This is a genomic window from Streptomyces sp. NPDC087310 (assembly GCF_044744405.1).
Lineage (GTDB): Bacteria > Actinomycetota > Actinomycetes > Streptomycetales > Streptomycetaceae > Streptomyces.
Window position 1 is genome coordinate 933,771 of record NZ_JBIUYF010000003.1, and the last position, 26,629, is coordinate 960,399.

Annotated in this window: 25 protein-coding genes; 15 read left to right on the plus strand and 10 right to left on the minus strand. The window is 72.6% G+C overall.

Annotated elements, in window-relative coordinates; all coding sequences use genetic code 11:
- Nucleotides 1-564: a SigE family RNA polymerase sigma factor gene (locus ACIO3P_RS14620; RefSeq protein ID WP_329822232.1), complete on the plus strand. Its 564-nt coding sequence runs from the start codon at nt 1-3 to the stop codon at nt 562-564.
- A 58-nt stretch (nt 565-622) separates the two neighbouring features.
- Entirely contained in the window at nt 623-1,915 is a 1,293-nt protein-coding gene (locus tag ACIO3P_RS14625) for a hypothetical protein (protein WP_401849475.1), read from the plus strand.
- A 24-nt stretch (nt 1,916-1,939) separates the two neighbouring features.
- On the opposite strand, the gene ACIO3P_RS14630 is transcribed toward ACIO3P_RS14625, so the two are convergent.
- Entirely contained in the window at nt 1,940-3,646 is a 1,707-nt protein-coding gene (locus tag ACIO3P_RS14630) for a bifunctional 3'-5' exonuclease/DNA polymerase (RefSeq protein ID WP_329822230.1), read from the minus strand.
- Nucleotides 3,647-3,943: 297 nt separating this feature from the next.
- On the opposite strand from ACIO3P_RS14630, the gene ACIO3P_RS14635 reads away from it, so the two are divergent.
- The gene (locus tag ACIO3P_RS14635) at nt 3,944-4,858 is read left to right on the plus strand and encodes an NADP-dependent oxidoreductase (RefSeq protein ID WP_401849476.1); all 915 of its coding nucleotides are present in this window, start codon (nt 3,944-3,946) and stop codon (nt 4,856-4,858) included.
- 138 nt (nt 4,859-4,996) lie between these two features.
- Complete coding sequence (locus ACIO3P_RS14640) at nt 4,997-5,473, plus strand: ATP-binding protein (RefSeq protein ID WP_401791925.1); 477 nt, start codon at nt 4,997-4,999, stop codon at nt 5,471-5,473.
- A gap of 85 nt (nt 5,474-5,558) precedes the next feature.
- Here the strand turns inward: ACIO3P_RS14640 and ACIO3P_RS14645 are convergent, their stop codons facing one another.
- Nucleotides 5,559-6,173, minus strand: a complete 615-nt coding sequence (locus ACIO3P_RS14645; RefSeq protein ID WP_401849477.1) for a sugar O-acetyltransferase — start codon at nt 6,171-6,173, stop codon at nt 5,559-5,561.
- A gap of 288 nt (nt 6,174-6,461) precedes the next feature.
- Between ACIO3P_RS14645 and ACIO3P_RS14650 the strand changes: the two genes are divergently transcribed.
- Both ACIO3P_RS14650 and ACIO3P_RS14655 read left to right on the plus strand, forming a co-directional pair.
- The gene (locus ACIO3P_RS14650; protein ID WP_401849478.1) at nt 6,462-7,793 is read left to right on the plus strand and encodes a DUF2786 domain-containing protein; all 1,332 of its coding nucleotides are present in this window, start codon (nt 6,462-6,464) and stop codon (nt 7,791-7,793) included.
- A 79-nt stretch (nt 7,794-7,872) separates the two neighbouring features.
- The gene (locus ACIO3P_RS14655) at nt 7,873-10,137 is read left to right on the plus strand and encodes an FUSC family protein (RefSeq protein ID WP_401849479.1); all 2,265 of its coding nucleotides are present in this window, start codon (nt 7,873-7,875) and stop codon (nt 10,135-10,137) included.
- A 98-nt stretch (nt 10,138-10,235) separates the two neighbouring features.
- On the opposite strand, the gene ACIO3P_RS14660 is transcribed toward ACIO3P_RS14655, so the two are convergent.
- Genes ACIO3P_RS14660 through rpmB form a run of 3 tightly spaced genes read right to left on the minus strand, consistent with a single transcriptional unit; the run spans nt 10,236 to nt 11,351 of the window.
- The gene (locus ACIO3P_RS14660) at nt 10,236-10,754 is read right to left on the minus strand and encodes a hypothetical protein (RefSeq protein ID WP_329822224.1); all 519 of its coding nucleotides are present in this window, start codon (nt 10,752-10,754) and stop codon (nt 10,236-10,238) included.
- A gap of 55 nt (nt 10,755-10,809) precedes the next feature.
- Complete coding sequence (gene rpsN / locus ACIO3P_RS14665; RefSeq protein WP_329822223.1) at nt 10,810-11,115, minus strand: 30S ribosomal protein S14; 306 nt, start codon at nt 11,113-11,115, stop codon at nt 10,810-10,812.
- Entirely contained in the window at nt 11,115-11,351 is a 237-nt protein-coding gene (rpmB, locus tag ACIO3P_RS14670; protein ID WP_329822244.1) for a 50S ribosomal protein L28, read from the minus strand. Before rpmB ends, rpsN begins: the two co-directional genes overlap by 1 nt.
- 67 nt (nt 11,352-11,418) lie before the next feature.
- Between rpmB and rpmG the strand changes: the two genes are divergently transcribed.
- The 4 genes from rpmG to ACIO3P_RS14690 all read left to right on the plus strand — a co-directional run bounded on the left by rpmG (nt 11,419) and on the right by ACIO3P_RS14690 (nt 13,692).
- The gene (rpmG, locus tag ACIO3P_RS14675; RefSeq protein ID WP_329822222.1) at nt 11,419-11,583 is read left to right on the plus strand and encodes a 50S ribosomal protein L33; all 165 of its coding nucleotides are present in this window, start codon (nt 11,419-11,421) and stop codon (nt 11,581-11,583) included.
- A 62-nt stretch (nt 11,584-11,645) separates the two neighbouring features.
- Nucleotides 11,646-11,909 (plus strand): type B 50S ribosomal protein L31, encoded by a 264-nt coding sequence (locus ACIO3P_RS14680; protein ID WP_401849480.1) that lies wholly within the window; start codon nt 11,646-11,648, stop codon nt 11,907-11,909.
- A complete protein-coding gene (locus tag ACIO3P_RS14685; protein WP_401849482.1) occupies nt 11,909-13,123 on the plus strand; it encodes a CobW family GTP-binding protein in 1,215 nt (404 codons plus the stop codon). The genes ACIO3P_RS14680 and ACIO3P_RS14685 overlap by 1 nt, the downstream gene beginning before the upstream one ends.
- Nucleotides 13,124-13,449: 326 nt before the next feature.
- On the plus strand, nt 13,450-13,692 hold the full coding sequence (locus ACIO3P_RS14690) for a DUF397 domain-containing protein (RefSeq protein ID WP_329822219.1): 243 nt from the start codon (nt 13,450-13,452) through the stop codon (nt 13,690-13,692).
- Between the two features lie 219 nt (nt 13,693-13,911).
- Here ACIO3P_RS14690 and ACIO3P_RS14695 read toward each other — a convergent pair whose 3' ends face one another.
- Nucleotides 13,912-14,469 carry an ATP-binding protein gene (locus ACIO3P_RS14695; RefSeq protein ID WP_401849483.1) on the minus strand — a complete coding sequence of 186 codons (558 nt, stop codon included), beginning with the start codon at nt 14,467-14,469 and terminating at the stop codon, nt 13,912-13,914.
- Nucleotides 14,470-14,786: 317 nt separating this feature from the next.
- Between ACIO3P_RS14695 and ACIO3P_RS14700 the strand changes: the two genes are divergently transcribed.
- The 3 genes from ACIO3P_RS14700 to ACIO3P_RS14710 all read left to right on the plus strand — a co-directional run bounded on the left by ACIO3P_RS14700 (nt 14,787) and on the right by ACIO3P_RS14710 (nt 17,898).
- Nucleotides 14,787-15,668, plus strand: coding sequence for a helix-turn-helix transcriptional regulator (locus ACIO3P_RS14700; protein ID WP_329822217.1), 882 nt, complete (start codon nt 14,787-14,789; stop codon nt 15,666-15,668).
- A gap of 70 nt (nt 15,669-15,738) precedes the next feature.
- Nucleotides 15,739-17,205, plus strand: coding sequence for an aldehyde dehydrogenase family protein (locus ACIO3P_RS14705; protein WP_329822216.1), 1,467 nt, complete (start codon nt 15,739-15,741; stop codon nt 17,203-17,205).
- Nucleotides 17,206-17,307: 102 nt separating this feature from the next.
- Nucleotides 17,308-17,898, plus strand: coding sequence for a PadR family transcriptional regulator (locus tag ACIO3P_RS14710; protein WP_329822215.1), 591 nt, complete (start codon nt 17,308-17,310; stop codon nt 17,896-17,898).
- Between the two features lie 54 nt (nt 17,899-17,952).
- Here the strand turns inward: ACIO3P_RS14710 and ACIO3P_RS14715 are convergent, their stop codons facing one another.
- Nucleotides 17,953-19,389 (minus strand): glutamate decarboxylase, encoded by a 1,437-nt coding sequence (locus ACIO3P_RS14715; protein WP_329822214.1) that lies wholly within the window; start codon nt 19,387-19,389, stop codon nt 17,953-17,955.
- Between the two features lie 102 nt (nt 19,390-19,491).
- The gene (locus ACIO3P_RS14720; RefSeq protein ID WP_401849484.1) at nt 19,492-20,928 is read right to left on the minus strand and encodes an ion channel protein; all 1,437 of its coding nucleotides are present in this window, start codon (nt 20,926-20,928) and stop codon (nt 19,492-19,494) included.
- 217 nt (nt 20,929-21,145) lie between these two features.
- Here ACIO3P_RS14720 and ACIO3P_RS14725 point away from each other — a divergent pair, with 217 nt between their 5' ends.
- Complete coding sequence (locus ACIO3P_RS14725; protein WP_401849485.1) at nt 21,146-22,423, plus strand: DedA family protein; 1,278 nt, start codon at nt 21,146-21,148, stop codon at nt 22,421-22,423.
- A gap of 95 nt (nt 22,424-22,518) precedes the next feature.
- Here ACIO3P_RS14725 and ACIO3P_RS14730 read toward each other — a convergent pair whose 3' ends face one another.
- Together ACIO3P_RS14730 and ACIO3P_RS14735 are read right to left on the minus strand one after the other, a co-directional pair.
- A complete protein-coding gene (locus tag ACIO3P_RS14730; RefSeq protein WP_401849551.1) occupies nt 22,519-24,210 on the minus strand; it encodes a threonine/serine exporter ThrE family protein in 1,692 nt (563 codons plus the stop codon).
- Nucleotides 24,211-24,476: 266 nt separating this feature from the next.
- The gene (locus ACIO3P_RS14735) at nt 24,477-24,971 is read right to left on the minus strand and encodes an inorganic diphosphatase (RefSeq protein ID WP_003968257.1); all 495 of its coding nucleotides are present in this window, start codon (nt 24,969-24,971) and stop codon (nt 24,477-24,479) included.
- Nucleotides 24,972-25,131: 160 nt separating this feature from the next.
- Between ACIO3P_RS14735 and dacB the strand changes: the two genes are divergently transcribed.
- Nucleotides 25,132-26,598, plus strand: coding sequence for a D-alanyl-D-alanine carboxypeptidase/D-alanyl-D-alanine-endopeptidase (gene dacB, locus ACIO3P_RS14740; protein ID WP_401849486.1), 1,467 nt, complete (start codon nt 25,132-25,134; stop codon nt 26,596-26,598).
- Nucleotides 26,599-26,629 lie beyond the last annotated feature (31 nt).

Genomic DNA, 26,629 nt, shown 5'->3' on the forward strand with positions numbered 1-26,629 from the left:
GTGCGTACGGGCAGAGGGACCGCTCGTGCGGCCCGTACCTCCCGGGAGGAGGACTTCCGGGAGTTCGCGGCCGGTCGTACGAACCAACTCTTCCGCTCCGCCTGCCTGTTGGCCGGCGGTGACACCTACCTGGCCGAGGACCTGGTGCAGGAGACGCTCGGCCGGATGTACGCGCTGTGGGGACGCGTCTCCCGGATCGACAACCCGGCGGCGTACGCCCAGACCGTCCTCGTCCGTACGTTCCTCACCCACCAGCGGCGCCGTTCGGCCGGTGAGAGACCGCTCGGGGAGATCCCCGAGCCCGCCCCGGGGACAGGCGGACCCGGTGGTTCCGGCGGCCCGGACGACGATCCGGCGCTGCGGATCGCCCTGCTCGGCGCGCTCGGGCGACTCGCGCCCAAGGACCGCGCGGTGGTGGTGCTGCGGTACTGGGAGGACCGCAGCGTCGAGGAGACGGCCGAGGCCATGAACGTCAGCTCCGCCGCCGTACGCACCCGGTCGGTGCGCGCCCTCGCGAAACTCCGGGAGCAACTCGGTGGTCACTACGCCGAGTTCGCGGCCTGACGAGATCTCCGGCAACTGATCCTGTCCAGTGGGAAACGAGAGAGAAGTGGGGTCGACCATGCCCTCGGAACATGCGCACAAACCATGTGAAACGTCGGAAACAGCACCGTTCGAGGGCGAACTCGGCGAGGCGCTGCACCGTACGGGCAGCGGCTTCACGCCCGTCGACCGGGCGGCCCTGGTCGACGCCGGGCTGCGCCGGGGCCGCCGCAGACTGGCCCGGCGGCGCATCGCCGTGGTGACGGGCGGCGCGCTCGTGCTGGGCACGGTCGGGTTGGGCGGGATGTACGGGGACCGGCTGCCCGGCGGTACGGCGGCGGACAGCACCACCGCGTCCGGGGCCGCGACCGCGACCGCGACCGCCGGGCCCCGGGCGCTGGTCACCGGGGCCCGGGCGGCCTCGGGCGGGGGCCTGACCGGGGCGCTGGCGCGCCTGCTCCCCGAGGGTGAGCTGAGCGACGCGGCGGAGAGCCGGAACGGCGGGGCGGCGGTGCGCGGCGTCTTCGACGACGGCGAGGGCAGGGCCGAGGTCTCGGTCGGGCTCTCCCGCGTGAACGCCACGGAGGCCGGCGACCAGGTCACCTGTCCGGCCCGCGCCTACACGCCGTACGACTCCTGCGACACCACCGAACTGACCGACGGCTCCCAGCTCATGATCCTCCAGGGATACGTGTATCCGGACCGGCGCGAGGACACCAAGAACTGGCGGGCCGTGCTGCTGACCTCGGACGGGTTCCTGGTCGACGCGAGCGAGTACAACGCCCCGGCGGAGAAGGGTGCGGAGATCAGCCGGCCGGATCCGCCGCTGGACCGGGCGCGGCTGAAGGCGCTGGTCACCTCGGACGAGTGGCGCGGAACGGCGGCCCGGCTGCCCGCGCCGCCGCGCGGCAGGGGGCCCGGCGGTGGTGGTGGTGACGACGGCGGTTCGGCCGGGCGGGGCGACGTACAGGTCGGTACGGTGTTCACCTCCCTGCTGCCCACCGGGCTGAAGGTGTACGACCAGGGCCGGCAGGAGAACGAATTCGCGTACGCCGTGGTCGACGACGGCAAGGGGCGCGGCCTCGTCCAGATCAATGTGCAGCCCGGCATGTCGGGCACCGTGGGCGAGTTGTTCGGCGGTGCCACGACCCTGCCGGACGGTACGCAGGTGAAGGCGACGAAGCAGAGGGGCGAGAAGGGCGGCGCCGGTGTCGTGCAGTGGACCGTCGACACCATCAGGCCCGACGGGCTGCGGGTCGTCGTCTCCGCCTTCAACTCCGGTGCCCAGAACACCCCGGCCACCCGCGCGACGCCCGCGCTCACCCTCGAACAGCTCACCGCGATCGCGACCAGCGAGAAGTGGCTCGGCTGAGACGGAACGCCGGCGGTTCACCGCTCACTTCGCGTCGGAGTACCGCTCCACCGTCGCCGTCGTGAACGTGAACCGCACCGGCGTCTCGCCGAAGGCGATCCTCCCGGCCAGCGCCCCGGCCGCGTCGATCGCCTCCGCCACCGCCTCGGCCTCCTCCGCCGGGCAGTGCACGATCACCTCGTCGTGCTGGAAGAAGACCAGCTCGGCGCGCATCCCCGTGATCGCCCGGCGCAGCGCCGCCAGCATCAGCAGCGCCCAGTCGGCCGCGCTGCCCTGCACGACGAAGTTACGGGTGAAGCGGCCACGGGCCCGGCCGTTCGACGAGGCGTACCCGGGGGTGAAGTCACCGCCGGAGGAGTCGGCGGACGCCGGGCCGGCCGGCTCCGGTATCTCCTGCGGAATCCCGGCCTCGTCGTCCTCCGCCCCGGCCGCGCGCGGACTCGTCCGCCCGAGCCAGGTCCGTACGATCCTGCCTTCCTCGCCCGCCCTGGCCGCGTCGTCCACATACGCCACGGCGAGCGGGAACCTCCGGCGCAGCGCCGCCAGATTCTTCAGCCCGTCGCCGGACGTCTGGCCGTAGATCGCTCCCAGCAGGGCGAGCTTCGCGTGCTCCCGGTCGCCCGAGAACCCCCGGTCGGACAGGGCCGTGTACAGATCGCCGGGATGGCCCGCCACCTCCATCAGCCCCGGGTCGCGGGAGATCGCCGCCAGGACGCGCGGCTCCATCTGGTCGGCGTCCGCCACCACCAGACGCCACCCCTCGTCGGCGACGACCGCCCGGCGGATCACCCGGGGGATCTGGAGCGCCCCGCCGCCGTTGGTGGTCCAGCGACCCGAGACCGTACCGCCCGGCTGGTACTCCGGGCGGAACCGGCCGTCCCGTACCCAGTCCTGGAGCCAGCTCCAGCCGTGCGCCGTCCAGATCCGGTACAGCTTCTTGTACTCGATCAGCGGCTCCACCGCCGGATGGCCGATCTCCGCCAGCTCCCAGCGCCGCGTCGACTTCACCCGGATGCCCGCCTGGGCGAACGCCTTCACCACGTCCGCCGGCAGGTCCGGCCGCACCCGCCGGCCGAACGCCTCCGACACCGCGTCCGCCAGCTCCGCCAGCCGCCGCGGCTCGCCCCCGCCCGCGTACCGCTCGCCGAGCAGCTCGCGCAGCACCTCCCGGTGCACGTCCGCCCGCCAGGGCAGCCCCGCCCTGTGCATCTCGGCGGCCACCAGCATGCCCGCCGACTCGGACGCGGTGAGCAGCCGCATCCGCCCGGGGTGCTCGGCCGCCGAGTGCCGCCGCTGCTGCTCCGCGTACACCTCCACCAGCGCCTCGAACGGGATCTCCGCCCCCGCGCGCGGCTCGAAGAGCGAGGACTGCGAGCCCGGCTCCGCCGAGCGGGGCGGCGGGTCGGGCGGCACCGGCCCGTTCCGCAACCGCGCCCAGGCGGCCGCCGCCGACCGGGGCTCCCCGAGCCGCCCCTCGTGGGCCAGCAACAGCGACTCGCTCGCCTCGATGTCGTAACACCGCTCGACCCGAACCCCCGCCGCCAGCAGCCGCGGATACACCAGCGAGGTGGCCCGCCACACCCAGCGCTCCACCTCGGGCAGGCGCGCCCCGACCGCCGTGACGAGATCCGGCTCCCGCAGTACGGGGCCGGCCGCCCGGCCGTCCTCGCCCAGCGGGACGAGCAGCGCGCCGCCGCCGTCCGTCGGAGCCACCGCCCATCGTCCGGTCATGGGAGCGAGTCTCGCAGGAGGGTCTGACAACGGCCTTCGGCACCGGCCCGGCACCGCGCGCCGGCCGCCCGGGAGGCGGACGCGTCCGGTCACCGGGAAGATCGGTCCTGAAGTCGGAACACGGGCACCGGACCGGGTGTTGACAGCTCCGACGGGCCCACGGGGCCCGCACATCACGCAGAGCACGTACAGCACACAGAGCATGCAGAGCACGCAAGACATGTAGAGCACGCAGGACATGTAGAGCACGTAGAGCACGCAGGACATGTAGAGCACATGAGATCTGTGGAGGTTCAGATGCGCGCGGTCGTTTTCGAGGAGTTCGGCGGGCCCGAGGTGCTGCACGTCCAGGAGGTGGACGAGCCGCACGCGGGCCCCGGTGAGGTCCGGGTGGCCGTACGGGCCGCCGGCGTCAACCCGGTGGACTACAAGATCCGCCACGGATGGATGGAAGCGGCCTTTCCCACCCAGCTCCCCGCCGTCCCCGGCGTGGAGTTCGCCGGGATCGTGGACGAGACCGGGGAAGGGGTGACCGACTTCGCCGTCGGCGACGAGGTGCTGGGCTGGTCCGCCACCGGCGCCTACGCCCCGTACGCCCTGGCCGGCATCGTCGTCGCCAAGCCCGCGGGACTGAGCTGGGACGAGGCCGCGGCGCTCCCCGTGGCGGGGGAGACCGCGCTGCGCGTCCTCGACGCGCTCGGGGTCCGGGACGGCGAGACCCTGCTGCTGCACGGCGCGGCGGGCAGTGTCGGCGCCGTGGCCGCCCAGCTCGCGGTGGCGCGCGGCGCCACCGTGATCGGCACGGCCTCCCCGGCCAACCACGACTACGTACGCTCGCTCGGCGCCGTACCCGTGGAGTACGGAGACGGCCTGGTCGAGCGGGTCCGCGCGGCGGCGCCCCAGGGGATCGACGCCGTCTTCGACGTGTCGGGGAAGGGGGCGCTGCCCGCCTCGATCGAACTGCGCGGCGGCACCACGGACCGGATCGTCACCATCGCCGACATGGCCGCGCAGGAGCTGGGGGTGACCTTCTCCTCCGGCGGCACGCCGCCCGAGGAGCAGCGCGCCGGCCTGGCGGAGAACGCCCGGCTGGCGACGGAGGGCGCGCTGCGCGTGCGGATCGCGGGGACCTTCCCCCTTGAGGAGGCCGCGAAGGCGCAGGAGGCGAGCGAGGAGGGGCACGCGGGCGGAAAGCTCGTGATCACGCCCTGAGGGACGGAGCCGGTCGTCGGGCCGGGCGCGTCGGATCGCCCGGCCCGACAGGGCCCGGAAGCGGTGATGTGGCACGGCGGCGCTCCTCTCATGCACGATAGGTTGCCCTCTGTGATCTATTGATGTCCGAGGGTAGCGATGCTCACTGACAGTGGACCTGCGCACGACGTCTACGACTCCGGCCGGCCGTGGCTCTCCCTCACCCGGATCCCCCTCCGGCACCAGCCGGAGGCGGCCGGACGGGCCCGCCGCCACACCCGCGAGGTGCTCGCCCTGCGCCGGGTGGGCGGTGAGGCCGCGGCCACCGTCGAACTGGCGGTCAGCGAACTCGTCACCAACGCCGTGCAACACGGCGTCTGCGTCTGCGGCTGCACACGCGGCGCCGTCACCCTCGCCCTGCTGCGGTCGCCGGACGGCGGCTGCCTGCGCGTCGAGGTCGCCGACCCCTCGCGTACGCCGCCGAGATGGCCGACGGGCGTCGAGTCGGTCGACGCGGAGGCGACCGAAGGCAGGGGGCTGCTCCTGGTCACCGCCCTGGCCTCGGACTGGGGCGACCACACCGGCCCCACGCGGGGGAAGGTGGTGTGGTGCGAGTTCGCACCGGGGGAGAGGTAGGCGCCCGGGGAGACGCGGGGTGTCTGGGGAGGGACAGGGCGCCCGGATGTGGTGGACGCGGGCGTGGAGGTGGGGAGGGGCGGGCTCAGTCCCGCCGCTCGTCCGGCCGTACTCCGGGCCGTACGCCGGGGTGCTCGTCCGATCCGGTCAGCTCGCGTATGACCCGCGCCGGGTTCCCCACGGCCAGGACGCCCGCCGGCAGGTCCTTCGTGACGACCGACCCCGCGCCGACCACCGTGTTCGCGCCGATGGTGACCCCGGGGCAGACGATGACCCCGCCGCCCAGCCAGACGTTGTCCCCGATCGTCACCGGTGACGCCTTCTCCCAGCCCGCCCGGCGGCGCTCCGTGTCCAGTTCATGGGTGGGCGTGAGGAGCTGGACGTTCGGGCCTATCTGGACGTCGGAGCCGATGGTGATCGGCGCGGCGTCCAGGAAGACCGCGTTGAAGTTGACGAACGTACGGGCCCCCACGGTGATGTACGTCCCGTAGTCGCACTGGAACGGCGGCCGGATCCGGACGTCCTCGCCCACCGAACCCAGCAGCTCCTCGAGGATCTTGGCGCGCTCGCCGGGCGCGGCGCCGCCGTTCGCGTTGTACGCCGCGCAGAGCGCGAAGCGGCGCTCGGTCTCCGCCCCCAACTCCTCGTCGTCGGGGAGGTACCACTCGCCGTCCAGCATGCGTCGCTTGTTCTCGCCCATGGATGCTCCTCCGCGGATGAGAGCCCTCGGATGAAAGCCCTCGGTCGACAGGAGCCCCCAGACTAATCGGCGGCACCGACAGCCAGTTGGATATCCACAGGCTGTGGACAAGGTGGGGCGAGGCAAGGCGAGGCGGGACGGGGCGGCCCCCACCCCCGGCCGGGTACGGCCCCCACCCCCGGCCGGGTACGGTCCCGGGCCCCGGACCTGCGACCATCGGGAACGAGAGGCACGCGGCACGTCGTCGGAGGAGAAACCCATGGCCATGGAGCACCGCGAGGCCGCGGCATGAGTGAGAAGCATGCCACCGGCGACCCCGTGCGCACGGTCGAGCGCGCCGTCGCCGCGATGCTCGCCACGGGCCCCGACGGCATCGACACCGGCGCCTCCCTCCTCGCCGCCGCCCCGGACGCCGACGCCGAACTCCGGCGGCGCGGCGAGCAGTTCCTGCGCCTGGCCTGGGAACGCGGCTGGCAGCCCGCCGACGTGGCCCGCCTCGTCCGCCGCGATCTGCACGGACCTCATCTACGGCTCCTCGCCGAACTGGCGGCAGGGGAGGCGCGGCGGTACGAGCGGCTGCCGCCGCGCTGGGCGGCCCAGCTCGCCGACCTCGACCAGGAGTCGGGGCCCGGCGCGGGCGGTGCCGGGCCGTACCGGGCGGACCGTTTCTCGTACGCCACCACCGTCCTGGAGCTGTATCTGCTGCTCGCCCGGCTGCCCGCGATCGAGCCGGTCGGCCCGGTGCCCGGTACGCCCCTCCATCTGCCGCCCGCCGACGGCGAACCGCGCATGCTCACCCGGATCCGCGCGCTGCTCGCCAAGGCGGAGGCGACCGGTTTCCCGCAGGAGGCCGAGGCGCTCACCGCCAAGGCGCAGGAGCTGATGGCGCGCCACAGCATCGACGAGGCGCTGCTCGCGGACCGTACGCACCGCGGTGATGTGCCCGGCGCGTGCCGGATCGGCGTGGACGCCCCGTACGAGACGGCGAAGGCGATCCTGCTCGACGCGGTCGCCTCGGCGAACCGCTGCCGCGCGGTCTGGAACAGCGCGTACGGCTTCTCGACGGTCGTCGGGTTCGAGCCGGACCTGGAGGCGGTCGAACTGCTCCACACCTCCCTGCTGGTGCAGGGCACCTCGGCGATGACCCGCGCCGAGGCGGCCCAGCGCGCGGGCGGCCGCAAGCGGACGAAGACCTTCCGGCAGTCGTTCCTGATGGCGTACGCGTACCGCCTCGGCGAACGCCTGGCGGCGGCGACGGAACAGGCGACGGGCGAGGCCACGGAGCAACTGACGGAGGGCGAAGGAGCGGCGGGCGACGGAGCGGCGCGCGGCGGCTCCGGGCTGCTCCCGGTCCTCGCGGCACGGGAAGCCGCGGTGACCGACCGTGCGGACCGGATGTTCCCGGAGACGGTCGCGACGCGCGTGCGCGGCGTGACGGACGCCGAGGGCTGGAGCCACGGCGTCTCGGCGGCGGACGCGGCCCACGTGCCCGGCAACGGAGGCGGCAAGAGCGGCAAGAGCGGCAAGAGCGGTAAGAGCGGCGGAGGCGGTAAGAGCGACGGAGGCGGTAAGGACGGCAGGAGCGGCGCGGACCGACGCGGCCGCATCCGCCCCGCCTGACCCGGACTCCTCCTGCGATCCCTCCCACGCCGCTTCCCTCTTAGCGCCCCATTCCGGGAGAAATCGCTACCCTCACCCCATGAGCTGGCTCCGGGCGTTGAAGGAGACCGCCCGTTCCGGGTTCAGTATCGAGCGGCGGCGGCTCGAACCGCTCGTCGCGCTGCGCGGGGCCGCCGGTCTCGCCGTGGTCGTGTGCGGCACGCTCGCGCTCTTCGGCCCGACCGTCGCCGCCAGCGCCGCGTTCGGCGCGTTCCAGGCGGGGATCGCCACCTTTCAGCGCAGTTGGCGCCCCCGGCCGGTGCTCGCGCTCGCCTCAGGTGCGAGCCTCGCCCTCAGTACGTTCCTCGGCTATCTCACCGGCGCCCACTTCGCGCTGTTCCTCGCCCTCCTCGCGCTCTGGACCTTCCTCGCCGGGCTCGCCTGGACGGCCGGGCCGACCGCGGGGGTGATCGCGTCGTCCAATGTCGCGATCATGCTGGTGACGATCACCCTCCCGACCTCCGTCGCGACCGCCGCCGGCCACGCGGCCGTGATCGCCGCCGGTGGCCTCGTCCAGGCCGGGATGATCGTGCTCTTCCCCGTCAGACGCTGGGGGCTCCAGCGCGACGCGCTCGCCGACGCCCTCGCCGCGCTGGGCGACTACGCCCGCCGGCTGCGGCACGACCCGACCGCCCCGTTCGACCCGGAGCCCCTGATGACGGCCCGCAGCGCCGCCGCCGTCACCCCGTGGCAGGCGCGCAGGCGCCCGGCCGAACTGCACGGCGCGCGCGGGCTCGCCGAGCGGATCAGGCCGGTACTCGCCTCGCTCGCCGATCCGGAGGTGGGCGCCGAGGCGGAGGGCCCGGAGCGGGACCGGGTACGGGAACTCCTCGCCGCGGCCGGTTCCGTACTGGACTCCACCGCGCGCGCCGTCCGCCACGGCACGCCGGTCCATCTCGCCCCCGCCGCGGTCGCCGCCCTGCGGACCCCCGACACGGAGACGCTGCTCACCGGCCCGGCCCACCGCGCCGCCACCCGGCTCGTCTCGCTGCTCGACCTGCTGGACGACGTGGTCGAGACGGACGTCGTCGCCACGGACACGGACACCGAAACGGACGCGGACACGGACGGGAACACGAACGCGGACACCGACACGGACACCGACACGGACACCGGCCCGCCAGGCGACGGCCGCCCGGCGCCCCGCCCGGCCACCCACCGCGACCGCCCCAGTCTGCTGCGCCTTCTCCCCGTCGTCCTGCGCGACATACGGGGCGAACTCCACCGCGACTCCCCGATCCTGCGCCACGCCGTACGCGTCACGGCCGTCACCTGCGCGGGGTATGTCCTCGGCGCCGCGTTGCCGCTGGGCCACGGCTACTGGGCGCCCATGACCGTCGTCATGGTGATGCGCCCCGACTTCCTCCAGACGTACGGCCGCTCCGTGGCCCGCTTCGGCGGCACCCTCGTCGGGGTCGCGCTGGCCACCGGCATCGTCCAGGCCGCCCATCCCGGCGGTTACGTCTCCGCCGCACTCGCCGTCGTCAGCGCGGGCCTGATGTATCTGCTGCTGCGCACCGGCTATGCGATCAGCCAGATCTTCGTCTCCGCCTATGTCGTCTTCCTGCTCGGCATGGCGGGGGCCGGGGTCTCGCAGACCGTACGGGACCGGGCCCTGCTCACCCTTCTCGGCGGGCTGCTCGCGATGATCGCGTACGCCGTCTTCCCCGCCTGGGAGACCCCGAGGCTGCGCGCCCGCCTCGCCGACTGGCTGCTCGCGGACGGGCGGTACGCCGCCGCGGTCGTCGGCCACTACGCCCGGCCCGGCGACCGCGGCGGCCCTGACGCGCGCGAGGTGCGCGAGTCCCTGCTCGCGACCCGTACGGCGCGGGTCGCCTGGCACACCTCCGAGGAGCGGGCCACGCACGAACCGGTGCGGCACCGGGGCCTGTCACGTACCGCCGCCGACCACGCGGAGCACGCGCTCGCCCAACTCGCCCGGGTCGCGATGCTGATGGAGGCGCACCTTCCGGAGCGCGGCGCCACGCCCGTACCGGCGGCGGCCGGGCTCGCCGAGACGCTGCGGGAAGCCACGGAACAGGGCGCGAAGGACGTACGGGAACGACGCGTTCCGCGCTGGGACGCGGTCCGCGAGGAACTGGCGCGCTGGGACGGCGAAGGCGTCCCCGACCAGGTCGTACGGGGCGGGGCCGGCCTGCTCCTCGACGCGCTGGAGGAGCTGTCGGAGGCCCTGGAGGGAGGCGCGGACGAAGGCGCGGACAAGGACCGCGCCGGGAACGGCGGCGGGCCGCGGCCCCCGAAGGGATCCGCGGCCCGCGCACCGGAACAGGGCCCGTCGGCCTGACGCGACATGCGCGACACGCGCGGTGACCGGCGGCCGGCGGAGGAACGTCAGCCGGTGAGGACCAGCGTCCGGTGGAAACGTCAGCCGGTGGGAGAACGTCAGCCGGTCGGAAGGTCCGTCGGGAGATCCGTGGGCAGGCCGGTCGGAAGGTCCGTCGGAAGGCCGGTCGGCAGCGAGTCGGCCGCGGTCTTCTTCAGGGTGTCCTTCGTGCCGCCGGTCCAGGAGATCACCAGGGTCTTGCCGTCGTTGGACTCGATCGAGCCCATCGTGCGCTCGGTGTTGCCGTCGCCGCACTTCAGCGTGAGCATCGGCTCGCCGCTCATGTCCTCCACCGCGCCCTGGCAGACGTGCTCGGCGGCCACGAGCGCGACCTTCCCCGAGGAGACGGCCAGCGCCACCGACTTGCCGTCCGTCAGCCCGGCCCACGTTCCCTCGACGCTCGCGGCGTCCGCGCCGGAGCCCGCGCCCGATCCCGAGGCGTCACCGCTCGGCGCGGTGGCGCCGGTGTCCTTGCCCGCGTCGCCGCTGCCGCTGTCACTGCCGCACCCTGTGAGCGCGAGTGAGAGCGCGACGACGAGACCGGCCGCGGTGGCGCCGTTCCGTACGAGCTTCTGCACGTTCTTCTCCCCCTGGTCGGTGGTCGGGCCTGGCCGTTGGCCAGACCGCGCCAAGCTACCAGGACGACTTGCGCACGCCAGGAAGGAATCCGGCGTGCGCCTGTTCGCGCAGCCGGACCCTGGAGAGGCCGAATTTCCGCAGGTGTCCGCGCGGCCGGCCGTCCACGCTGTCGCGGTTCCTCACCCGTGTCGCGCTGGCGTCGCGCGGCTGACGCCGCAACTCGCGCTCCGCCGCGATCCGTTGCTCCGCGGTGGTGCCGGGGTGCCGCAGGATCTCCTTCAGTTCGGCCCGCCGTACGGCGTAGCGCTCGACGGTCAGCTTGCGCCGCTCATTGCGGACGATCTTGCTCTTCTTCGCCATCAGACCTTCACCCCGCGGGCACGGATCCGGGCGACGGCCGCCTCGATACCGATCGTGTCGACGGTCTTGATCGCTTTCGTGCTCAGCGTGAGCCGGACATGCCTGCCCTCGCTCGGGAGCCAGTAGCGCTTGCGCTGGATGTTGGGGTCGAAGCGGCGGGAGGTGCGCCGGTGCGAGTGGGAGATCTGGTTGCCGAAGCCGGGCTTGGCCCCGGTGAGCTGGCAGTGGGCGGACAACGTCACACCCCTCTCTCGTGGGAGATGAGCTGTTTGGAAATGGAAACCATTTCCATATACTAGCCCCATGGCCCGCAACGAACTCCGCCCGATCGTCAAGCTCCGCTCCACCGCCGGGACCGGCTACACGTACGTCACCCGCAAGAACCGCCGTAACGACCCCGACCGCATGACGCTGCGCAAGTACGACCCGCTCCTGCGCCGGCACGTCGACTTCCGCGAAGAGCGCTGACGCCCGACGCGTCCACGCCCCCCCCCCGCACGCTCACCACCACGACATGAGGACCGACTGAGATGAAGCCCGGAATCCACCCCGCGTACCGGCACGTCGTCTTCCGCGACAAGGCGGCCGGCTTCGCCTTCCTGACCCGGTCGACCGCCGTCGGCAGCGGCAGAACGGTCGTATGGGAGGACGGCACCATCTACCCCGTGATCGACGTGGAGATCTCCTCGGCGAGCCACCCCTTCTACACGGGCACCGCCCGCGTCATGGACACCGCCGGCCGGGTCGAGCGCTTCGAGCGCCGTTACGGTCGCGGCCGTCCAGGGGCCCGCTGATGGCGGGCGGGGCCGACCTGCCCGTCGCGATCGTCGGCGGACTGCACAGCGACGCGCGCAAGGCGGCCGTGCGGCGGCTGCTGGACACCGTGCCCGGCAGCGTCGCGCTCCACCACGACCTGTCCACGGCCGGGCGCGGCACGGTCGTACGGACCGTCCGCGACGCCACCGGGACGCTGTCCCACGGGGATGCGCCCCTGGTCAACGACTGTGCCTGCTGCGCCCTGCGCGAGGATCTCGTACCGGAGCTGGAGCGCCTCGCGGACGCCGGGTCGACCCGGCTCGCGATCGTCGAACTCTGGGACTCCGTCGAGCCCCGGGCGATGGCGGAGGTCGTGGCCGCGCACGGGGAGGGGCTGGTCGTCAGCGCGGTGATCACGGCGGTCGACCCGGCGCTGGTGCTGCCCTACCTCGGCAACGGCGACGACCTCGCGGACGCCGGGCTCGCCGCCGCGGCCTCGGACCGGCGGACGATCGCCGACACCTGGGCGCGGCAGATGGAGTACGCGCCGGTGCTCGCCCTCGCCCACAGCCCGCTGGCGGACGACGAGGACCGGGCGCTCCTCGCCCAACTGCATCCGACCGCGCAGCACGTGACGATCGAGGAAGGCGGCGAGGGCGCGGGCACCGGCACCGGCACAGGTACAAGCACCGGCACAGGTGCCCGCGACGGTTCCGGCGCGCTCGCCGCCGCGGCCCTCGCCGGGTTCGACGTCGAGGCCGCCGCCGCCCGTCAGCACCCGGCCTGCGCCCTGCTGCCGCAGGAGGCCGACGACCGCGGCGTCGCCACGTACGTCTGGCACCGCCGCCGCCCCTTCCACCCCGGCCGGCTCTACGAGGCGCTGGAGGAGCTGTGCTGCGCCGCGGTCCGCAGCCGCGGCCGGTTCTGGCTCGCCGACCGGCCCGACACCCTGCTGGCCTGGGACGCCGCGGGCGGCGCGCTCTGCGTGGAGAGCGCGGGGCCCTGGCTCGCGTCGCTCGCCGACGCCGACTGGGAGGGCGTACCGCCGCTGCGCCGGGCCGCCGCCGCCCTGGACTGGGACCCGCGCCACGGTGACCGCTGCCAGCACCTGGTCTTCGTCTCGCCCGCCCTGGACCGGGACGGGATCGAGCGGCTGCTCGACTCCTGTCTGCTGACCGATGCCGAGTACGGCGCCGGCCCCGCCGCCTGGAAGCGCCTGCCGCCCGTCTTCGACACCTTCCTGGAGGTCTGATGTCCAGCCCCTGTTCGGCCACTTCGGGTCCGGGCCGGGGGAGTCGCTCGTCCGCGCGGGGGTAGCCGCGAGACGTGACCCCGTCGTCGCGGACTGGACCAATATGTGGAGACTGGGCCTGACAGGGATCCTCAGGGCCCAGTTCCGCGTCTCTTTCCGTAGAGCGGGGATTCACGTCTCCGCACGCGGGCGCGGGTATCCGGAAGGACACCTGTAACCAAAGAACCACCCCGCGTGCACGTGCATCTGCTCATGCATCGGCACATGAAACACAGCTATGATCCGAGACAGTTGACACCTGCACCTTGCAACTCGGGGAGCGACCTGTGCACCACGTGTACAACGGCATAGCGGCCACAGAGCTTCACGGAGTCGTCTGGCAGAAGAGCCGGCACAGCAACTCCCAGGGGTCCTGCGTGGAGTTCGCCAAGCTGCCGAGCGGTGACGTGGCGGTACGCAACTCACGCCACCCCGACGGGCCCGCGCTCGTCTACACCCTCGCCGAGATCGAGTCGATGCTCATCGGCGCCAAGGCGGGCGAGTTCGACCATCTCGTGGCGGGCGCCTGAAGGCATGGCTTGTTACCGACGGTCGCACCCCTGACCGACGGTGATTCGCACCTCAGTGCGATGAGAACGCGCCAAATTTGGCTCTGTCATGGCCGAAAAATCATGGACAAGGTCCAGACCAATCGGCGCGTTCTTCGGGGAAAAGGGCCTACCGACGACGTTTTCCGGCCAGTCGGCAGGCCCTCGCGCTCCACGCCCGGTCGACACCCGGGCGCCCTGTCACCGTCCCGTCGGCCGGTCCGCCGTCGTCCCGTCGGCCGGTCCGTCGTCGACCCGGCGCGCCCGGTCGGTCGGCAGGTGGAACAGCGCCCAGACGACCTTGCCGTGCAGCGACCCGGCCAGCGGGTGCCACCCCCACGTGTCGCTGAACGACTCCACCAGGAACAGCCCCCGGCCGGACTCCGCCGCGCAGTCCTCGTCCGCCTCCCGGGTCGCCGGGCTCGTGACGCTCGGGTCCCGTACCGCGCACACCAGCCGTGACGACCACCGCATCAGATGCAGGCGTACGGGGGGCTCGTGCGGCTCGCGCGGGGTATCGGCCGGCAGGGCGTGCCGCAGCGCGTTCGTGACCAGTTCGGAGACGACCAGCGCGACATCGTCGAACCGCTCGCTCAGCTCCCACTGGGAGAGCGTGGTCCGGGTGAACTGCCGGGCCCCGCGCACCGCCTCGTAACGGGCGGGCAGGGCGCACGAGGCCGAGCCCGCAGCCCCTGCGGGATCGATCGGGGGAAGCCCTTGCCTTAAAGGCTCAAGCATGGTCGATCCATTCATCCCCATGCGAGCACTCCCGGGGTTCGCGGCCGTAGCGATACTGCGGGTGGTTCAGGCGGCACAACACGTCACACACGATCCAGCACGCAGGTGCGCGGGGCCCATGGTTCCGAATGCGTACGGCAGATGCAAGGGCAGATGCACGTGCACGCGCCCGCCTTCACCGTTCCCGTACCGGTTCTGGCCCATTTCTTCCTGTGACCAGTTTCGCCCTCTCCGCAAAGCCTTCTTATTTCCGTAATCGAATGAGTACGGGGCGAAGCGTTTTGATGGCAGAATCCGGCACTTGGAGTTCGGGGGTGCTCCGAGGAGAACCACATGCGATGGGGAGGGTTGGAGACGTGACCGCAGCCGAATCGGGCGGTTCCGTGGTGCGGCGCATCCTGCTGGGCTCACAACTGAGACGCCTGCGCGAGTCGCGCGGCATCACACGTGAGGCAGCGGGCTACTCGATCCGCGCATCCGAGTCCAAGATCAGCCGTATGGAGTTGGGACGGGTGAGCTTCAAGGCCAGGGACATCGAGGACCTGCTGACTCTCTACGGAGTCGCCGAAGAGGGCGAGCGCGCCGCCCTGCTCGGCCTCGCCCGGGAGGCCAATGTCGCGGGATGGTGGCACAGCTTCGGCGATGTGCTGCCCGGCTGGTTCCAGACGTACATCGGTCTCGAAGGCGCCGCCTCCCTCATCCGTATCTACGAGGTGCAGTTCGTGCACGGGCTGCTCCAGACGGAGGCGTACGCGCACGCCGTCGTCACCCGTGGCCAGCCCGACGCCCCCTGCGCCGAGGTCGAGCGCCGGGTCGCCCTGAGGCTGGAGCGGCAGAAGGCCCTCGTCTCCGAGCGCGCGCCCCGCTTCCACGCCGTGCTCGACGAGGCGGCGCTGAGACGGCCCTACGGCGACCGCGCCGTCATGCAGGGGCAGCTCAAGCACCTCATCGAGATCTCCGAGCAGCCGAACATCACGCTCCAGGTGATGCCGTTCAGCTTCGGCGGCCACGCCGGCGAGAGCGGCGCCTTCACCATGCTGAGCTTCCCCGAGTCCGACCTCTCCGACGTCGTCTTCCTGGAGCAGCTCACCAGCGCGCTCTATCTGGACAAGGGCGAGGAGGTCGCGCAGTACGAACGGGTGATGGAACGACTGCAGTCGGACAGCCCGGGTCCCGAAGAGAGCCGCGATGTCCTTCGCGGACTGCTCCAACTGATCTGACGACATCAGTACGATGACATCGCATCAGGAGTACGCACCCGTCGTAAGGGATCGCACCGTAAGGGATCGCATGTCCTACTTCACCGACCTGGCCCACCAGTACATCGACGGCGAGTGGCGGACCGGCAGCGGCTCGTGGGACATCATCGACTTCAACCCGTACAACGGGGAGAAGCTCGCCGCCATCACGGTCGCGACGGCCCGCGAGGTCGACGAGGCGTACCGCGCCGCCGAGCGCGCGCAGCGGCTGTGGGCCGCGACCAACCCGTACCAGCGCAGGCCGGTCTTCGAGCGGGTGCTCAGACTGGTCGAGGAGCGCGAGGACGACATCGTCGAGGCGATCGTCGACGAGCTGGGCGGTACCCGCCTCAAGGCGCGGTACGAGGTCAGCGCGGCCCGGGAGTTCCTGCGCGAGGCGATCCAGCTCTCGCTGCGCCCGGAGGGCCGGATCCTGCCGTCCCCGGTCGAGGGCAGGGAGAACCGCGTCTACCGGCTGCCGGTGGGCGTCGTCGGTGTGATCAGCCCCTTCAACTTCCCCTTCCTGATAACGATCAGGTCGGTGGCGCCCGCGCTCGCGCTCGGCAACGCCGTGGTGATCAAGCCGAACCAGAACGCGCCGGTCACCGGGGGCGGTCTGCTGGCCAAGCTCTTCGAGGACGCGGAGCTGCCGGCCGGACTGCTCAACGTCCTCGTGACGGACATCGCGGAGATCGGCGACGCGCTGATCGAGCACCCCGTCCCGAAGGTGATCTCGTTCGCGGGCTCGGACCGGGTGGGCCGCCACATCAGCGCCGTCGCGGCCGGTCACTTCAAGCGGACCGTGCTCGAACTGAGCGGCAACAGCGCCCTCGTCGTCCTCGACGACCTGGACGAGGCCGGTCTCGACCACGCGGTGGACGCGGCGGTCGCCAGCCGGTTCTCCTACCAGGGCCAGGTCTGCATGGCCGCCAACCGGATCCTGGTGGACCGCAGCGTGGAGGCGGCGTTCACCGAGAAGTTCGTGGCACGGGTGTCGGCGCTCAGGACCGGCGACCCGCGCGATCCGGAGACCCAGATCGGCCCGGTGATCAACACCTTCCAGGCGGACGCCCTGACGGCGCTGGTCGACCAGGCCCTCGCGGAGGGCGCGACGGCGCTCGTACGGGGGCGCACGCGGGGCAATCTCGTGGAGCCGACCGTGCTGACCGGGCTGCCGGACGACTCGGCGCTGCTGGGGCAGGAGATCTTCGGCCCGGTGGCGCTGCTGATCCCGTTCGACGGGGAGGAGGAGGCGGTACGGATCGCCAACAACACCCCGTACGGGCTGAGCGGCGCCGTGCACACGGCGAACGTGGAGCGGGGCGTCTCCTTCGCGCAGCGGATCGTCACGGGCATGATGCACGTCAACGGCTCGACCGTGCAGGACGATCCGATGGTGGCCTTCGGCGGGGAGAAGTCCTCGGGGCTCGGCAGGCTCAACGGGGACTCGACGGTGGAGGCGTTCACCACCCAGAAGTGGATCTCGGTGCAGCACGGCCGCACGGAGTACCTCCTCTGAGCGGTCCGTACGGGCCCCGCTGAGCCGTCCTTACGGGCCCCCGTACGGTGGCGGCGCGGGGCCCGCCGGGGGCGCGCCGCCCCGGGGTCATAGCCTGGCCCCATGTCAGCGATCCGTTTGCTCGTGCTCGCCGCGGTCCGTCAGCACGGGCGGGCCCACGGCTATCAGGTCCGCAACGACCTGGAGTACTGGGGCGCCCACGAGTGGTCCAACGCCAAGCCGGGCTCGATCTACCACGCGCTGAAGCAACTGGCGAAGCAGGGCGTCCTGCTCGCGCACGAGGTCGCGCCGAGCACGGCGGGCGGGCCGCCGCGGACGGAGTACGAGATCACGGAGGCCGGCCAGGCGGAGTACTTCACGCTGCTGCGCGCCGCGCTGACCTCGTACGACCAGAAGATGGACATCCTGTCGGCCGGGCTCGGCTGCATGCTCGACCTGCCGCGCGCCGAGGTGGTCGAGCTGCTGAAGGAGCGGGTCCGCGCGATCGAGGCGTGGCGGGCGGCGGTGACCGAGACCTATGTGCCCGAGGAGGGCCCCGAGCAGCTCGGTCACATCGGCGAGATCATGAACTTCTGGGTCCACTCGGCGGACTCGGGCGCGGAGTGGACACGGGGCCTGATCGAGCGGGTCGAGGGCGGGGCGTACACCTTCGCGGGGGAGGGCGAGCCCTTCGTGGGGGTGCTCGGCGGCTGAGCGCGTACCGCGCCGTTCAGTGCGCCGCTTCAGTGCGCCGTTTCAGCGCGCCGTTCAGTGGTGGAAGGCGGTGGCGGCCGACGGATCGCGGTCCATGGGGCGCTCCTGGGCGCGCAGTTCGGGCAGCACCCGCTTCAGGTCGGCCACCAGCATCGCGGCCAGGTCCGCCGAGAAGCCGTTGCGGCAGACCACGCGCAGGACGGACAGGTCCTCGCGGTGGGCGGGGAAGGTGTACGCGGGCACCAGCCAGCCGTGTTCGCGCAGCCGCCGCGAGACGTCGAAGACATCGAAGTTCGTCACATCGGAGGCGGTGGTGAAGGCGAACACGGGCAGTTGGTCCCCGCGGGTGAGCAGCCGGAAGCCGCCCAGCCGCTCGATGCGCGCGGAGAGGGTCGTGGCGATGTCCCGCGCGGTCTGCTGGACGGCGCGGTAGCCGTCCCTGCCCAGCCGCAGGAAGGTGTAGTACTGCGCGACGACCTGGGCGCCCGGCCGGGAGAAGTTCAGCGCGAAGGTGGGCATGTCGCCGCCCAGGTAGTTGACGCGGAAGACCAGCTCTTCGGGGAGTTCGGCGGGCGACCGCCACAGCGCCCAGCCGACGCCCGGGTACACCAGCCCGTACTTGTGGCCCGAGGTGTTGATGGAGGAGACGCGCGGCAGCCGGAAGTCCCAGACGAGGTCCTCGTCGAGGAAGGGCGCGATCATGGCGCCCGACGCCCCGTCGACATGGACGGGGACATCGAGCCCCGTACGTTCCTGGAGGGCGTCCAGCACCGCGCACAGCTCGGCGACCGGTTCGTACGAGCCGTCGAAGGTGGAGCCCAGGACGGCCACGACCCCGATGGTGTCCTCGTCGCAGAGGTCGGCGGCGGCCTGCGGGTCGAGGTGGAAGCGGTCGCCCTCCATGGGGACGAGCCGCGCCTCCACCTCCCAGAAGGTGCAGAACTTCTCCCAGCAGACCTGGACGTTGACGCCCATGACCAGATTGGGCCGGGCGGTCGCCGGATAGCGCGCCGCGTTCCGCTTGGCCCAGCGGCGCTTGAGCGCCAGCCCGGCGAGCATGCACGCCTCGCTGGACCCGGTGGTCGAGCAGCCGACGGCGGTCGCCGGGTCAGGGGCGTTCCACAGGTCGGCGAGCATCGCCACGCAGCGCCGCTCCAGTTCGGCGGTGCGCGGGTACTCGTCCTTGTCGATCATGTTCTTGTCCTGGCACTCCGCCATCAGCACCCCGGCCTGCGGCTCCATCCAGGTGGTGACGAAGGTCGCCAGGTTGAGCCGTGAGTTGCCGTCGAGCATCAGCTCGTCGTGGACGAGCTGATAGGCGGTGTGCGGCGGGGTCGGCCCTTCGGGAAGCCGCTGGGTGGGCGGCGCCGAGGTCATCTCGCTGACCGGATCCGCCTCCCCGTAGAAGGGGTTGAGCGACAGCCGCCGCAGTTCGGCGCGGTCCTCCTCGGGAATGTCGGCTGCCCTGTCCGCGCCTTGGTGGAGTGGCATCGGCGGATCTCCTCGGGGTGGGTACGTGCGGACGGCCCCCTCCGCGAGAATACGGACGAAAGCCGTGTACCGCCCGCCGGGTGGTACGGAGGTGGCCCGGCGTCACCGCAGCGACGTGCCGTCCTCGTGGAGCTGCATCTGCGGGCGGCCGGTGACCAGCAGCCAGGCGGGGAGCACGGCCACGCAGAGCAGCGGCAGCACGGTGACGTCGGAGACCATGACCGCCGCGGTGAACAGGCTCAGCCAGCCCTGCCGGGTGACGGCGAGCAGCAGCCCCAGCACGCCGCAGACCACCCCCACGGTGGGGTGGACGGCCGGGACGAGGGCGTGCGCGCACAGGCCGAGCGCGGCCCCGACGAAGACGGCGGGGAAGATCCGGCCGCCCCGGAAGCCGCAGGCGGCGGCGGTGACCAGGGCGGCCAGCTTCACCACCGTCATCAGCGCGAACGAACCGGCCGACCAGCCGTCCGGGTCGCTCGCCAGGGTCTTCACCTCGTCCAGCCCCTTGAAGAGCGTGAGAGGCCCGCCGAGCGCCCCCAGCAGCCCCAGCACCAGCCCGCCGGCGGTCAGGGCGAGCACGGGGTGCCCGATCCGCCGGAAGAGGGCGTGGACGTACGGGAAGGCCCGCACCGCCGCCATGCCCAGCGCCGCGGCCAGCGGGGCGATCACCAGAGCGGCCAGGAGGTCGCTCCAGTGGGTCTCCGAGTACGGCGGCAGGTCCAGGTCGAAGGTCGGACGCGCGATCAGTACGGTGGTCAGCCCGCCCGCGCCGGCCGCGACCAGCGGGCCGAACAGCTTGTCCCAGAGCGAGCCGGGACCAGGCCGCGCGGCCAGCGTCTCGGTGAGGATCAGCGCGGCGGCCACGGGCGTGCCGAAGAGCGCCCCGATGGTGCCCGCGGCGCCGAGGGAGATCCAGAGCGCGGCCGGGGCGCGCGGCGCCGCCTTGCGGCCGAGCCAGTAGGCCAGGGCGATGTTGGCGGCGGTGATCGGGTTCTCCGGGCCGAGGCTGACCCCGCCGGCCAGCGCGAGCCCCGTGACGACCAGCAGCCCCGGCACGATCCCGGGCGCCATCGGGGCGTCGACCAGCCCGGTGGTCGCCGGGTCGGGGCCGGCGTGCCCGTACACCTGTCGTACGACGATCCCCACCGCCAGTCCGGTCGCCGTGAGCATGACGATCGTCCAGAGCGCCGAGTACGGCCCGATGCCGAGGGCGCCGGGCAGCGTCCCCCACAGCACCTTCTTTAGTTGCCCGGCGGCCTCGCTCACCCCGAGCAGCACCAGCGCCGAGACCACCCCGATCACCAGGGAGGGCACGACCAGGGGCAGCAGGGCGCGGGCGGAGAGGGAGGCGGGCGGGGCGGGGAGGGCGCCTCGGCCGGAGCCGGGTTCGGGGCTGTGGTCGGGGTCGGAGCCTTGGTCGCGGTCGCGGTCGTGATTGTGGTCGGAGCCGGAGCCGGAGCCGGAGCCGGAGCCGGGGCTGTGGTCGGGGTCGGGTTCGGGGTCGGACGGGGTGCCCTTGGCCATGCGCCCGATGCCCATCGCGCGTACCGCCCTCTCCGCCCTCTGTTTCCGTCCCGGACCCCGTGCGGTTCCGTGTCAGGCACAGCTTTGTCCCCCTCTGCCCGGTGTGCATCCCGAGCGCAGGTGCCGGAGGATGGGTGGAACCTGGGGGAGCGCCGGTCCGTTGATAGCTTGTGCGCGGCCGACCACGCCGAATCGACGATCGACCGACCAAAGACTCAGGAGTCCGGAAACCGTGACCACCCTTGCGCTCGGACCAAGCTGGCTGGACCCGGACTATCTGATCGGGACCTTCGGGCTGATCGGTGTCCTGGTCATCGTTTTCGCCGAGTCCGGTCTTCTCATCGGCTTCTTCCTGCCCGGTGACTCGCTGCTCTTCACCACGGGCCTGCTGGTCACGGCCGGCACCCTGAAGACGCCGCTCTGGATCGTCTGCGGGCTGATCGTGCTCGCCGCGATCGCCGGTGACCAGGTCGGATATCTCTTCGGCCGCAAGGTCGGACCCGCGCTCTTCAAACGGCCGGACTCCAAGTTCTTCAAGCAGGAGAACGTGGAGAAGGCGCACGACTTCTTCGAGAAGTACGGCCCCAAGTCGCTGGTCCTGGCGCGCTTCGTGCCCGTCGTCCGTACGTTCACGCCGATCATCGCCGGTGTGAGCCGGATGAACTACCGCTCGTTCATCACCTTCAACATCATCGGCGGCGTCCTCTGGGGCGCGGGCGTCACGCTGCTGGGCGCGGCGCTCGGCAAGATCGACTTCGTGCACGAGCACATCGAGATGATCCTCATCCTGATCGTGCTGATCTCGGTGCTGCCGATCGTGATCGAGGTCCTGCGGGCGCGCTCCAAGTCGAAGAAGTCGGCCGGTCAGGAGCCCGCGGTCGACGACGGCCTGGTCGGCCCCGGAACGGAGGCCATGGAGGGGTACGGCGCCCCCGTCGCCGCCGGTGCGCCCGCCCCCGGTGCGCCCGGCACGGAGACCATGCGGTTCCCGAAGATCACCGGCGCCTCCGGCCCGGAAGGCGCGCACCGGGCGCCGGGTGGTTACGGCCAGGCTCCGGGGCCGTATCAGGAGGCCGGCGCGTATCCGGAGACCGGTGGCCACCAGGCCCAGGGCGGCTACGGCCAGGCCCCCGGCCCGTACCAGGCCCCCGCCGCCCAGCAGCACCCCAACCCGTACCAGGCGCCCGGCGGATACCAGGAGCAGCAGGGCGGATACCAGGGCCCCGGTGGGTACCAGGGCGCCCAGAACCCGAACCAGACCCCCGGCCCGTACCAGCAGGGCCAGCAGTGGCAGCAGGCGCCACAGGGACAGCAGGCGCCGCAGGGACAGCAGGCGCCGCAGGGCGGTTACGGTCAGGCCCCCGGCCCGTACCAGGCCGACCCCGGTGCCTACCAGGACCCCGGCCCGTACCAGGCGCCGCATCCGCACCGGGGGCCCAGCGCGTCCGACGACGCGCCCGACGGTCCCGATGACCCGCACGGCCGGCATGGCCGGCACGGCAGGCACTGACTCTCCCGCCCCGCGATCCCGGACCCGGACTCGGCCCCGCACCTGCACGGTGCGGGGCCGAGTCGTGTGCCTCGCGTTCCAGGCCGTGTCCCGCCCTAGAACCCGCGCGTCCGCTTGGCCGCGCGGCGGCTCGACGCCCGTCCCGAGCCGGGCACCTTGAGGAACAGCCGGGAGATCTCCCCACCGAGGTTCACCCCCACCGCGATCGCCAGCGCCAGCGCCACCGCCTGGGAGAGATAGGCGAGCCCGCGGTCCAGCTCGTTCTGCGCGAAGCCCAGCAGCCCGAAGTACGTCGCGGAACCCGGCAGCAGCGGCCCGATCGCCGCCGTGACGTACGGCAGCGCCGACGCGAACTGGTAGCGCGAGAAGAGCTGCCCGAACAGGCCCACCACCCCCGCGGCGACCGCCGTGGAGGCCACCGGCGAGATCCTGCCGATGTCGTGCATCGCCGCGTAGACGACCCAGGCGACGCCGCCGTTGAGCGACACCATCAGCACGGTGGAACGTTCCTGCTGGAGCAGGATCGCGAAGGCGAGACTCAGCGTCACCGCCGCCAGGGTCTGCGCCACCGGCCGTACGTCCGCGTGCAGGGCCGCCTCCGGGTTCAGCTCGGCGTGGAGCTGGACCCCCAGGTAGAGCACGATCAGCACGCCGACGACGATCGCGATGAAGAAGTACATGACCTCCAGCAGCCGCGCACCCGCCGTGATGTAGTACCCCGTCAGACCGTCCTGCACCCCGGCCACCAGCGCCCGCCCCGGCAGCAGCGCGAAGAGCCCACCGGTGATCACCGCCGAGGGGCGGCCCTCCCAGGACAGGTGCGGCCCCAGCAGCGTCAGCGCCACCCCCATCGCGGCGGGCGGCATCGCCGCCACCACGAACTGGTAGAACTCCGGCAGCCCGCGCCCCGCGCAGAGCCACGCCAGCCGGTCGCCGAGCATCGCGCCGAGCGCCGCGACCACGAAGACCAGCACGCTGCCGCCGACCAGCACCGAGGCCGAACCGGCCAGCAGCCCGCTCGCCGCGGTCAGCGCCCAGCCGGGGTACGGGTGCCGGTTACGGCGGATCTCCGCGAGCCGCCGGTACGCCTCCTCCAGCGTGGTGTCCGTGTCCTCGGTGGTGATGTCGTCGATGAGCGTGTAGACGGCGGACAGCCGCGTGTAGTCGGTGCCCCGCCGCCGTACCGTCCTGCTGGCCGTCACCGGGTCGTCCACCAGCGACGGCTGATGGGAGATCGACAGCAGGGTGAAGGTGACGGTCGGCTCGCAGCGGTCGAGCCCGTACGCCCGGCTCACCGCGAACATCGCGGCCTCGACGTCCTCGGCGCCCTCGCCGCCCGCGAGCAGCAGCTCGCCGATGCGCAGCGTCAGGTCCAGGACGCGCGGGACGGCGGGCCCCTGGTCGTCGTGGCGCTGCACGATGTCCGGTACGGGACGGTCCCCGACCGGCATCCGCAGCAGCGTCCGCATCCGGTCCTGCCAGGGCGCCTCCTTGCTCAGCGCCAGCCGCGGGATGCCGTGCGCGGGCGTGAACGCCGAGCTCCCTCCGGCGCTCGCCCCCGGACCGGTTCCCGACGGTACGCGGGCGCCGTCCGGCAGATCGAAGGCCGAGCCCTCGGGCTCGGGCGGCGGCTCCGTGCTGGTCCCGTCGGGGAGCGCGAACTCCGACGTCGGATGGTCGTCCTCGGGGAGCGGCGGCTGTTCCACCCCGAGCGGTGGGGTGAAGGCGCTGCGTGCCTCGTCCGACGGAGGCTTTCGGTCCTCGGACCCGTCCGGCTCGGCCACCACGGTCTGCGTCCTCACTCCCTGTCGTAACCGCTCTTGGTCGTATCGCTGCTGTCTCGTACCCGCTCGTCGCCGTACCGCTCGTCGCCGTGCCCTATGTCCCGGCATACGGTCCCCGGCGTACGACCCGTCACGTCCGCGTCCGCCGTCCGCTCAGTATGTGCACGGGAAAGGGGCGGGCACACGCGGACGGGCGGCGCACCCACGAGGGGTACGCCGCCCGTCGTCCGCCCGGCGGCCGTCCGCCGGTCACACGGTTGAGGCGCGCGTCAGTGCGCGCCGCCCTGCGCCTCAAGGCGCTTGTACGAGGCTTCGATCTCGGCCTCGGCCTCGGCGCGGCCGACCCAGTCGGCGCCCTCGACGGACTTGCCGGGCTCCAGGTCCTTGTAGACCTCGAAGAAGTGCTGGATCTCCAGGCGGTCGAACTCCGAGACGTGGTGGATGTCGCGCAGGTGCTCCACCCGGGGGTCGGAGGCCGGGACGCACAGCAGCTTGTCGTCGCCGCCGGCCTCGTCCGTCATCCGGAACATGCCGATGGCGCGGCACTTGATGAGACACCCGGGGAAGGTCGGCTCGTCCAGGATGACCAGCGCGTCCAGCGGGTCGCCGTCCTCGCCCAGGGTGTTCTCGACGAATCCGTAGTCCGCGGGGTAGCTGGTCGAGGTGAAGAGACGACGGTCAAGGCGGATCCGACCGGTCTCGTGGTCCACCTCGTACTTGTTCCGCGAACCCTTAGGGATCTCGATGGTGACGTCGAACTCCACGGGTGGCTCCTCCATGATCAACACAATGTCCGGGTGATGCTGCCGTTGTCGGCCCCCGGCCTGACAGGCCGTTACTGGCCGGGGTGCCATGCTCGGGGCAAGGCGCAGTGGTTAAGTGTCCCCCACGCAGCAGTGTGATCGCGAAAGGGGCTGGTCAGCCGTGGTTGAGCCGAAAGCGTGGCAGGTCACGGCGGGTTCCGCCGCGCTCGGCCTCGCCCTCGCCGCCGTGGCGGTGGTGGCGGCGGGCCCGTGGGACTCCGGTCAGCGTAAGGCCGAGAGGGAGTGGGCGGTCGCGCAGAACCGCGCGGGTGGCGCACATCACGATCCGTCCGCGCCGCGCACGCCCGCGCCCGCCCCCAGCGCCGCCGGGGTGCTCAGCGCGCTCGCCGCCGCGGACACCACGCGTACCCGGGCCGAACCCGGCGGGGCGCACCCCGCCGATCTCGGCCGGACGCTCGGCAAACTGCTCGACGCGGACGCGCTCGGCCCCTCCCGTACGGCGTCCGTCGTCGACACGGCCACCGGCGAGGTCCTGTACGGCAAGGGCGCCGCCACCCCGATGACCCCGGCCTCCACCGTCAAGATCGCGACCATGGTCGCCGCGCTCTCCGCGCTCGGCCCCGACCACCGCATCGCCACCACCGTCATGGCCACCCCGGACCAGCGGAAGCTCACCCTGGTCGGCGGCGGGGACGCCACCCTCGACCGGAAACGGCTGGGCGCCCTGGCCGGCGACACCGCCCGCGCGCTCCGCGACAGCGGCATCACCAAGGTCGAGCTGCACTACGACACCTCCCTCTACTCGGGCCCCCGGGAACACCCCATCGGCCCCAACGACAACATCGCCCCCGTGGTCCCCCTGATGGCCGGACAGGGGCGGCTCGACAAGTCCACGACCGGCCCCGCGCCGCGCAGCGGCAACCCCGCGGGCGACGCCGCCCGTACCTTCGCCCATCTGCTGCGCGAACGCGGCGTACGCACCGCGCACCCCCCTGCCGCGGGCAAGCCCGCCAAGAGCGCGGAACCGCTCGCGCGCACCTACTCCGCACCCCTGGCCGACCTGGTCGAACGCGCGCTGACCGAGAGCGACAACGACATCGCGGAGTCCCTCGCCCGGCAGACCGCGATCGCCGCGGGCGAACCGGCGAGCTTCGCGGGCGCGGGCCGGGCCGTCGGCGCGGAACTCGCCAAGCTCCGACTGCCCCTCAAGGGGACGCGGTTCGCCGACGGCAGCGGACTCAACCGCAAGGACAAGGCCAGCGCCGCCCTGCTGACCGCCCTGCTGACCCGCGCCGCCGACCCGGACCGCCCGGAGCTGCGCCCCGTCCTCACCGGCCTGCCCGTCGCCGGGTTCACCGGCACCCTCAGGGGCCGGTACGGGGACGCCCCGCCCGCCGCCGGGCTCATCCGGGCCAAGACCGGCACGCTCACCGGCGTGGACGCCCTGGCCGGCACCGTCGTCGACGGCGAGGGCCGGCTCCTCGCCTTCGCGTTCCTGGCCGGCGCGACGAAAGCCCCCGACACCGCCCGTACGGCCCTGGACGCGCTCTCCGCCGCACTGGTCCCGCGCACGCCCTCCGCACCGCCCCCGGCGCCGCTCCCGGCCAGGGGCTCGGCCACCCCCTAGGGGACGAACCAAGGGAAGAACCGGGCGCCCC

Coding starts and splice junctions, on each gene's coding strand:
- ACIO3P_RS14635 (WP_401849476.1), top strand. CDS start 3,944: ATGCGCGCGGTCGTTTTCGAGGAGTTCGGCGGGCCCGAGGTGCTGCAC.
- ACIO3P_RS14715 (WP_329822214.1), bottom strand. CDS start 19,389: ATGCCACTCCACCAAGGCGCGGACAGGGCAGCCGACATTCCCGAGGAG.
- ACIO3P_RS14655 (WP_401849479.1), top strand. CDS start 7,873: ATGAGCTGGCTCCGGGCGTTGAAGGAGACCGCCCGTTCCGGGTTCAGT.
- ACIO3P_RS14685 (WP_401849482.1), top strand. CDS start 11,909: ATGGCGGGCGGGGCCGACCTGCCCGTCGCGATCGTCGGCGGACTGCAC.
- ACIO3P_RS14705 (WP_329822216.1), top strand. CDS start 15,739: ATGTCCTACTTCACCGACCTGGCCCACCAGTACATCGACGGCGAGTGG.
- ACIO3P_RS14650 (WP_401849478.1), top strand. CDS start 6,462: ATGAGTGAGAAGCATGCCACCGGCGACCCCGTGCGCACGGTCGAGCGC.
- ACIO3P_RS14695 (WP_401849483.1), bottom strand. CDS start 14,469: ATGGGGATGAATGGATCGACCATGCTTGAGCCTTTAAGGCAAGGGCTT.
- ACIO3P_RS14710 (WP_329822215.1), top strand. CDS start 17,308: ATGTCAGCGATCCGTTTGCTCGTGCTCGCCGCGGTCCGTCAGCACGGG.
- ACIO3P_RS14700 (WP_329822217.1), top strand. CDS start 14,787: ATGGGGAGGGTTGGAGACGTGACCGCAGCCGAATCGGGCGGTTCCGTG.
- ACIO3P_RS14680 (WP_401849480.1), top strand. CDS start 11,646: ATGAAGCCCGGAATCCACCCCGCGTACCGGCACGTCGTCTTCCGCGAC.
- rpsN (WP_329822223.1), bottom strand. CDS start 11,115: ATGGCGAAGAAGAGCAAGATCGTCCGCAATGAGCGGCGCAAGCTGACC.
- ACIO3P_RS14645 (WP_401849477.1), bottom strand. CDS start 6,173: ATGGGCGAGAACAAGCGACGCATGCTGGACGGCGAGTGGTACCTCCCC.
- ACIO3P_RS14720 (WP_401849484.1), bottom strand. CDS start 20,928: ATGGGCATCGGGCGCATGGCCAAGGGCACCCCGTCCGACCCCGAACCC.
- ACIO3P_RS14640 (WP_401791925.1), top strand. CDS start 4,997: ATGCTCACTGACAGTGGACCTGCGCACGACGTCTACGACTCCGGCCGG.
- ACIO3P_RS14630 (WP_329822230.1), bottom strand. CDS start 3,646: ATGACCGGACGATGGGCGGTGGCTCCGACGGACGGCGGCGGCGCGCTG.
- ACIO3P_RS14625 (WP_401849475.1), top strand. CDS start 623: ATGCCCTCGGAACATGCGCACAAACCATGTGAAACGTCGGAAACAGCA.
- rpmG (WP_329822222.1), top strand. CDS start 11,419: ATGGCCCGCAACGAACTCCGCCCGATCGTCAAGCTCCGCTCCACCGCC.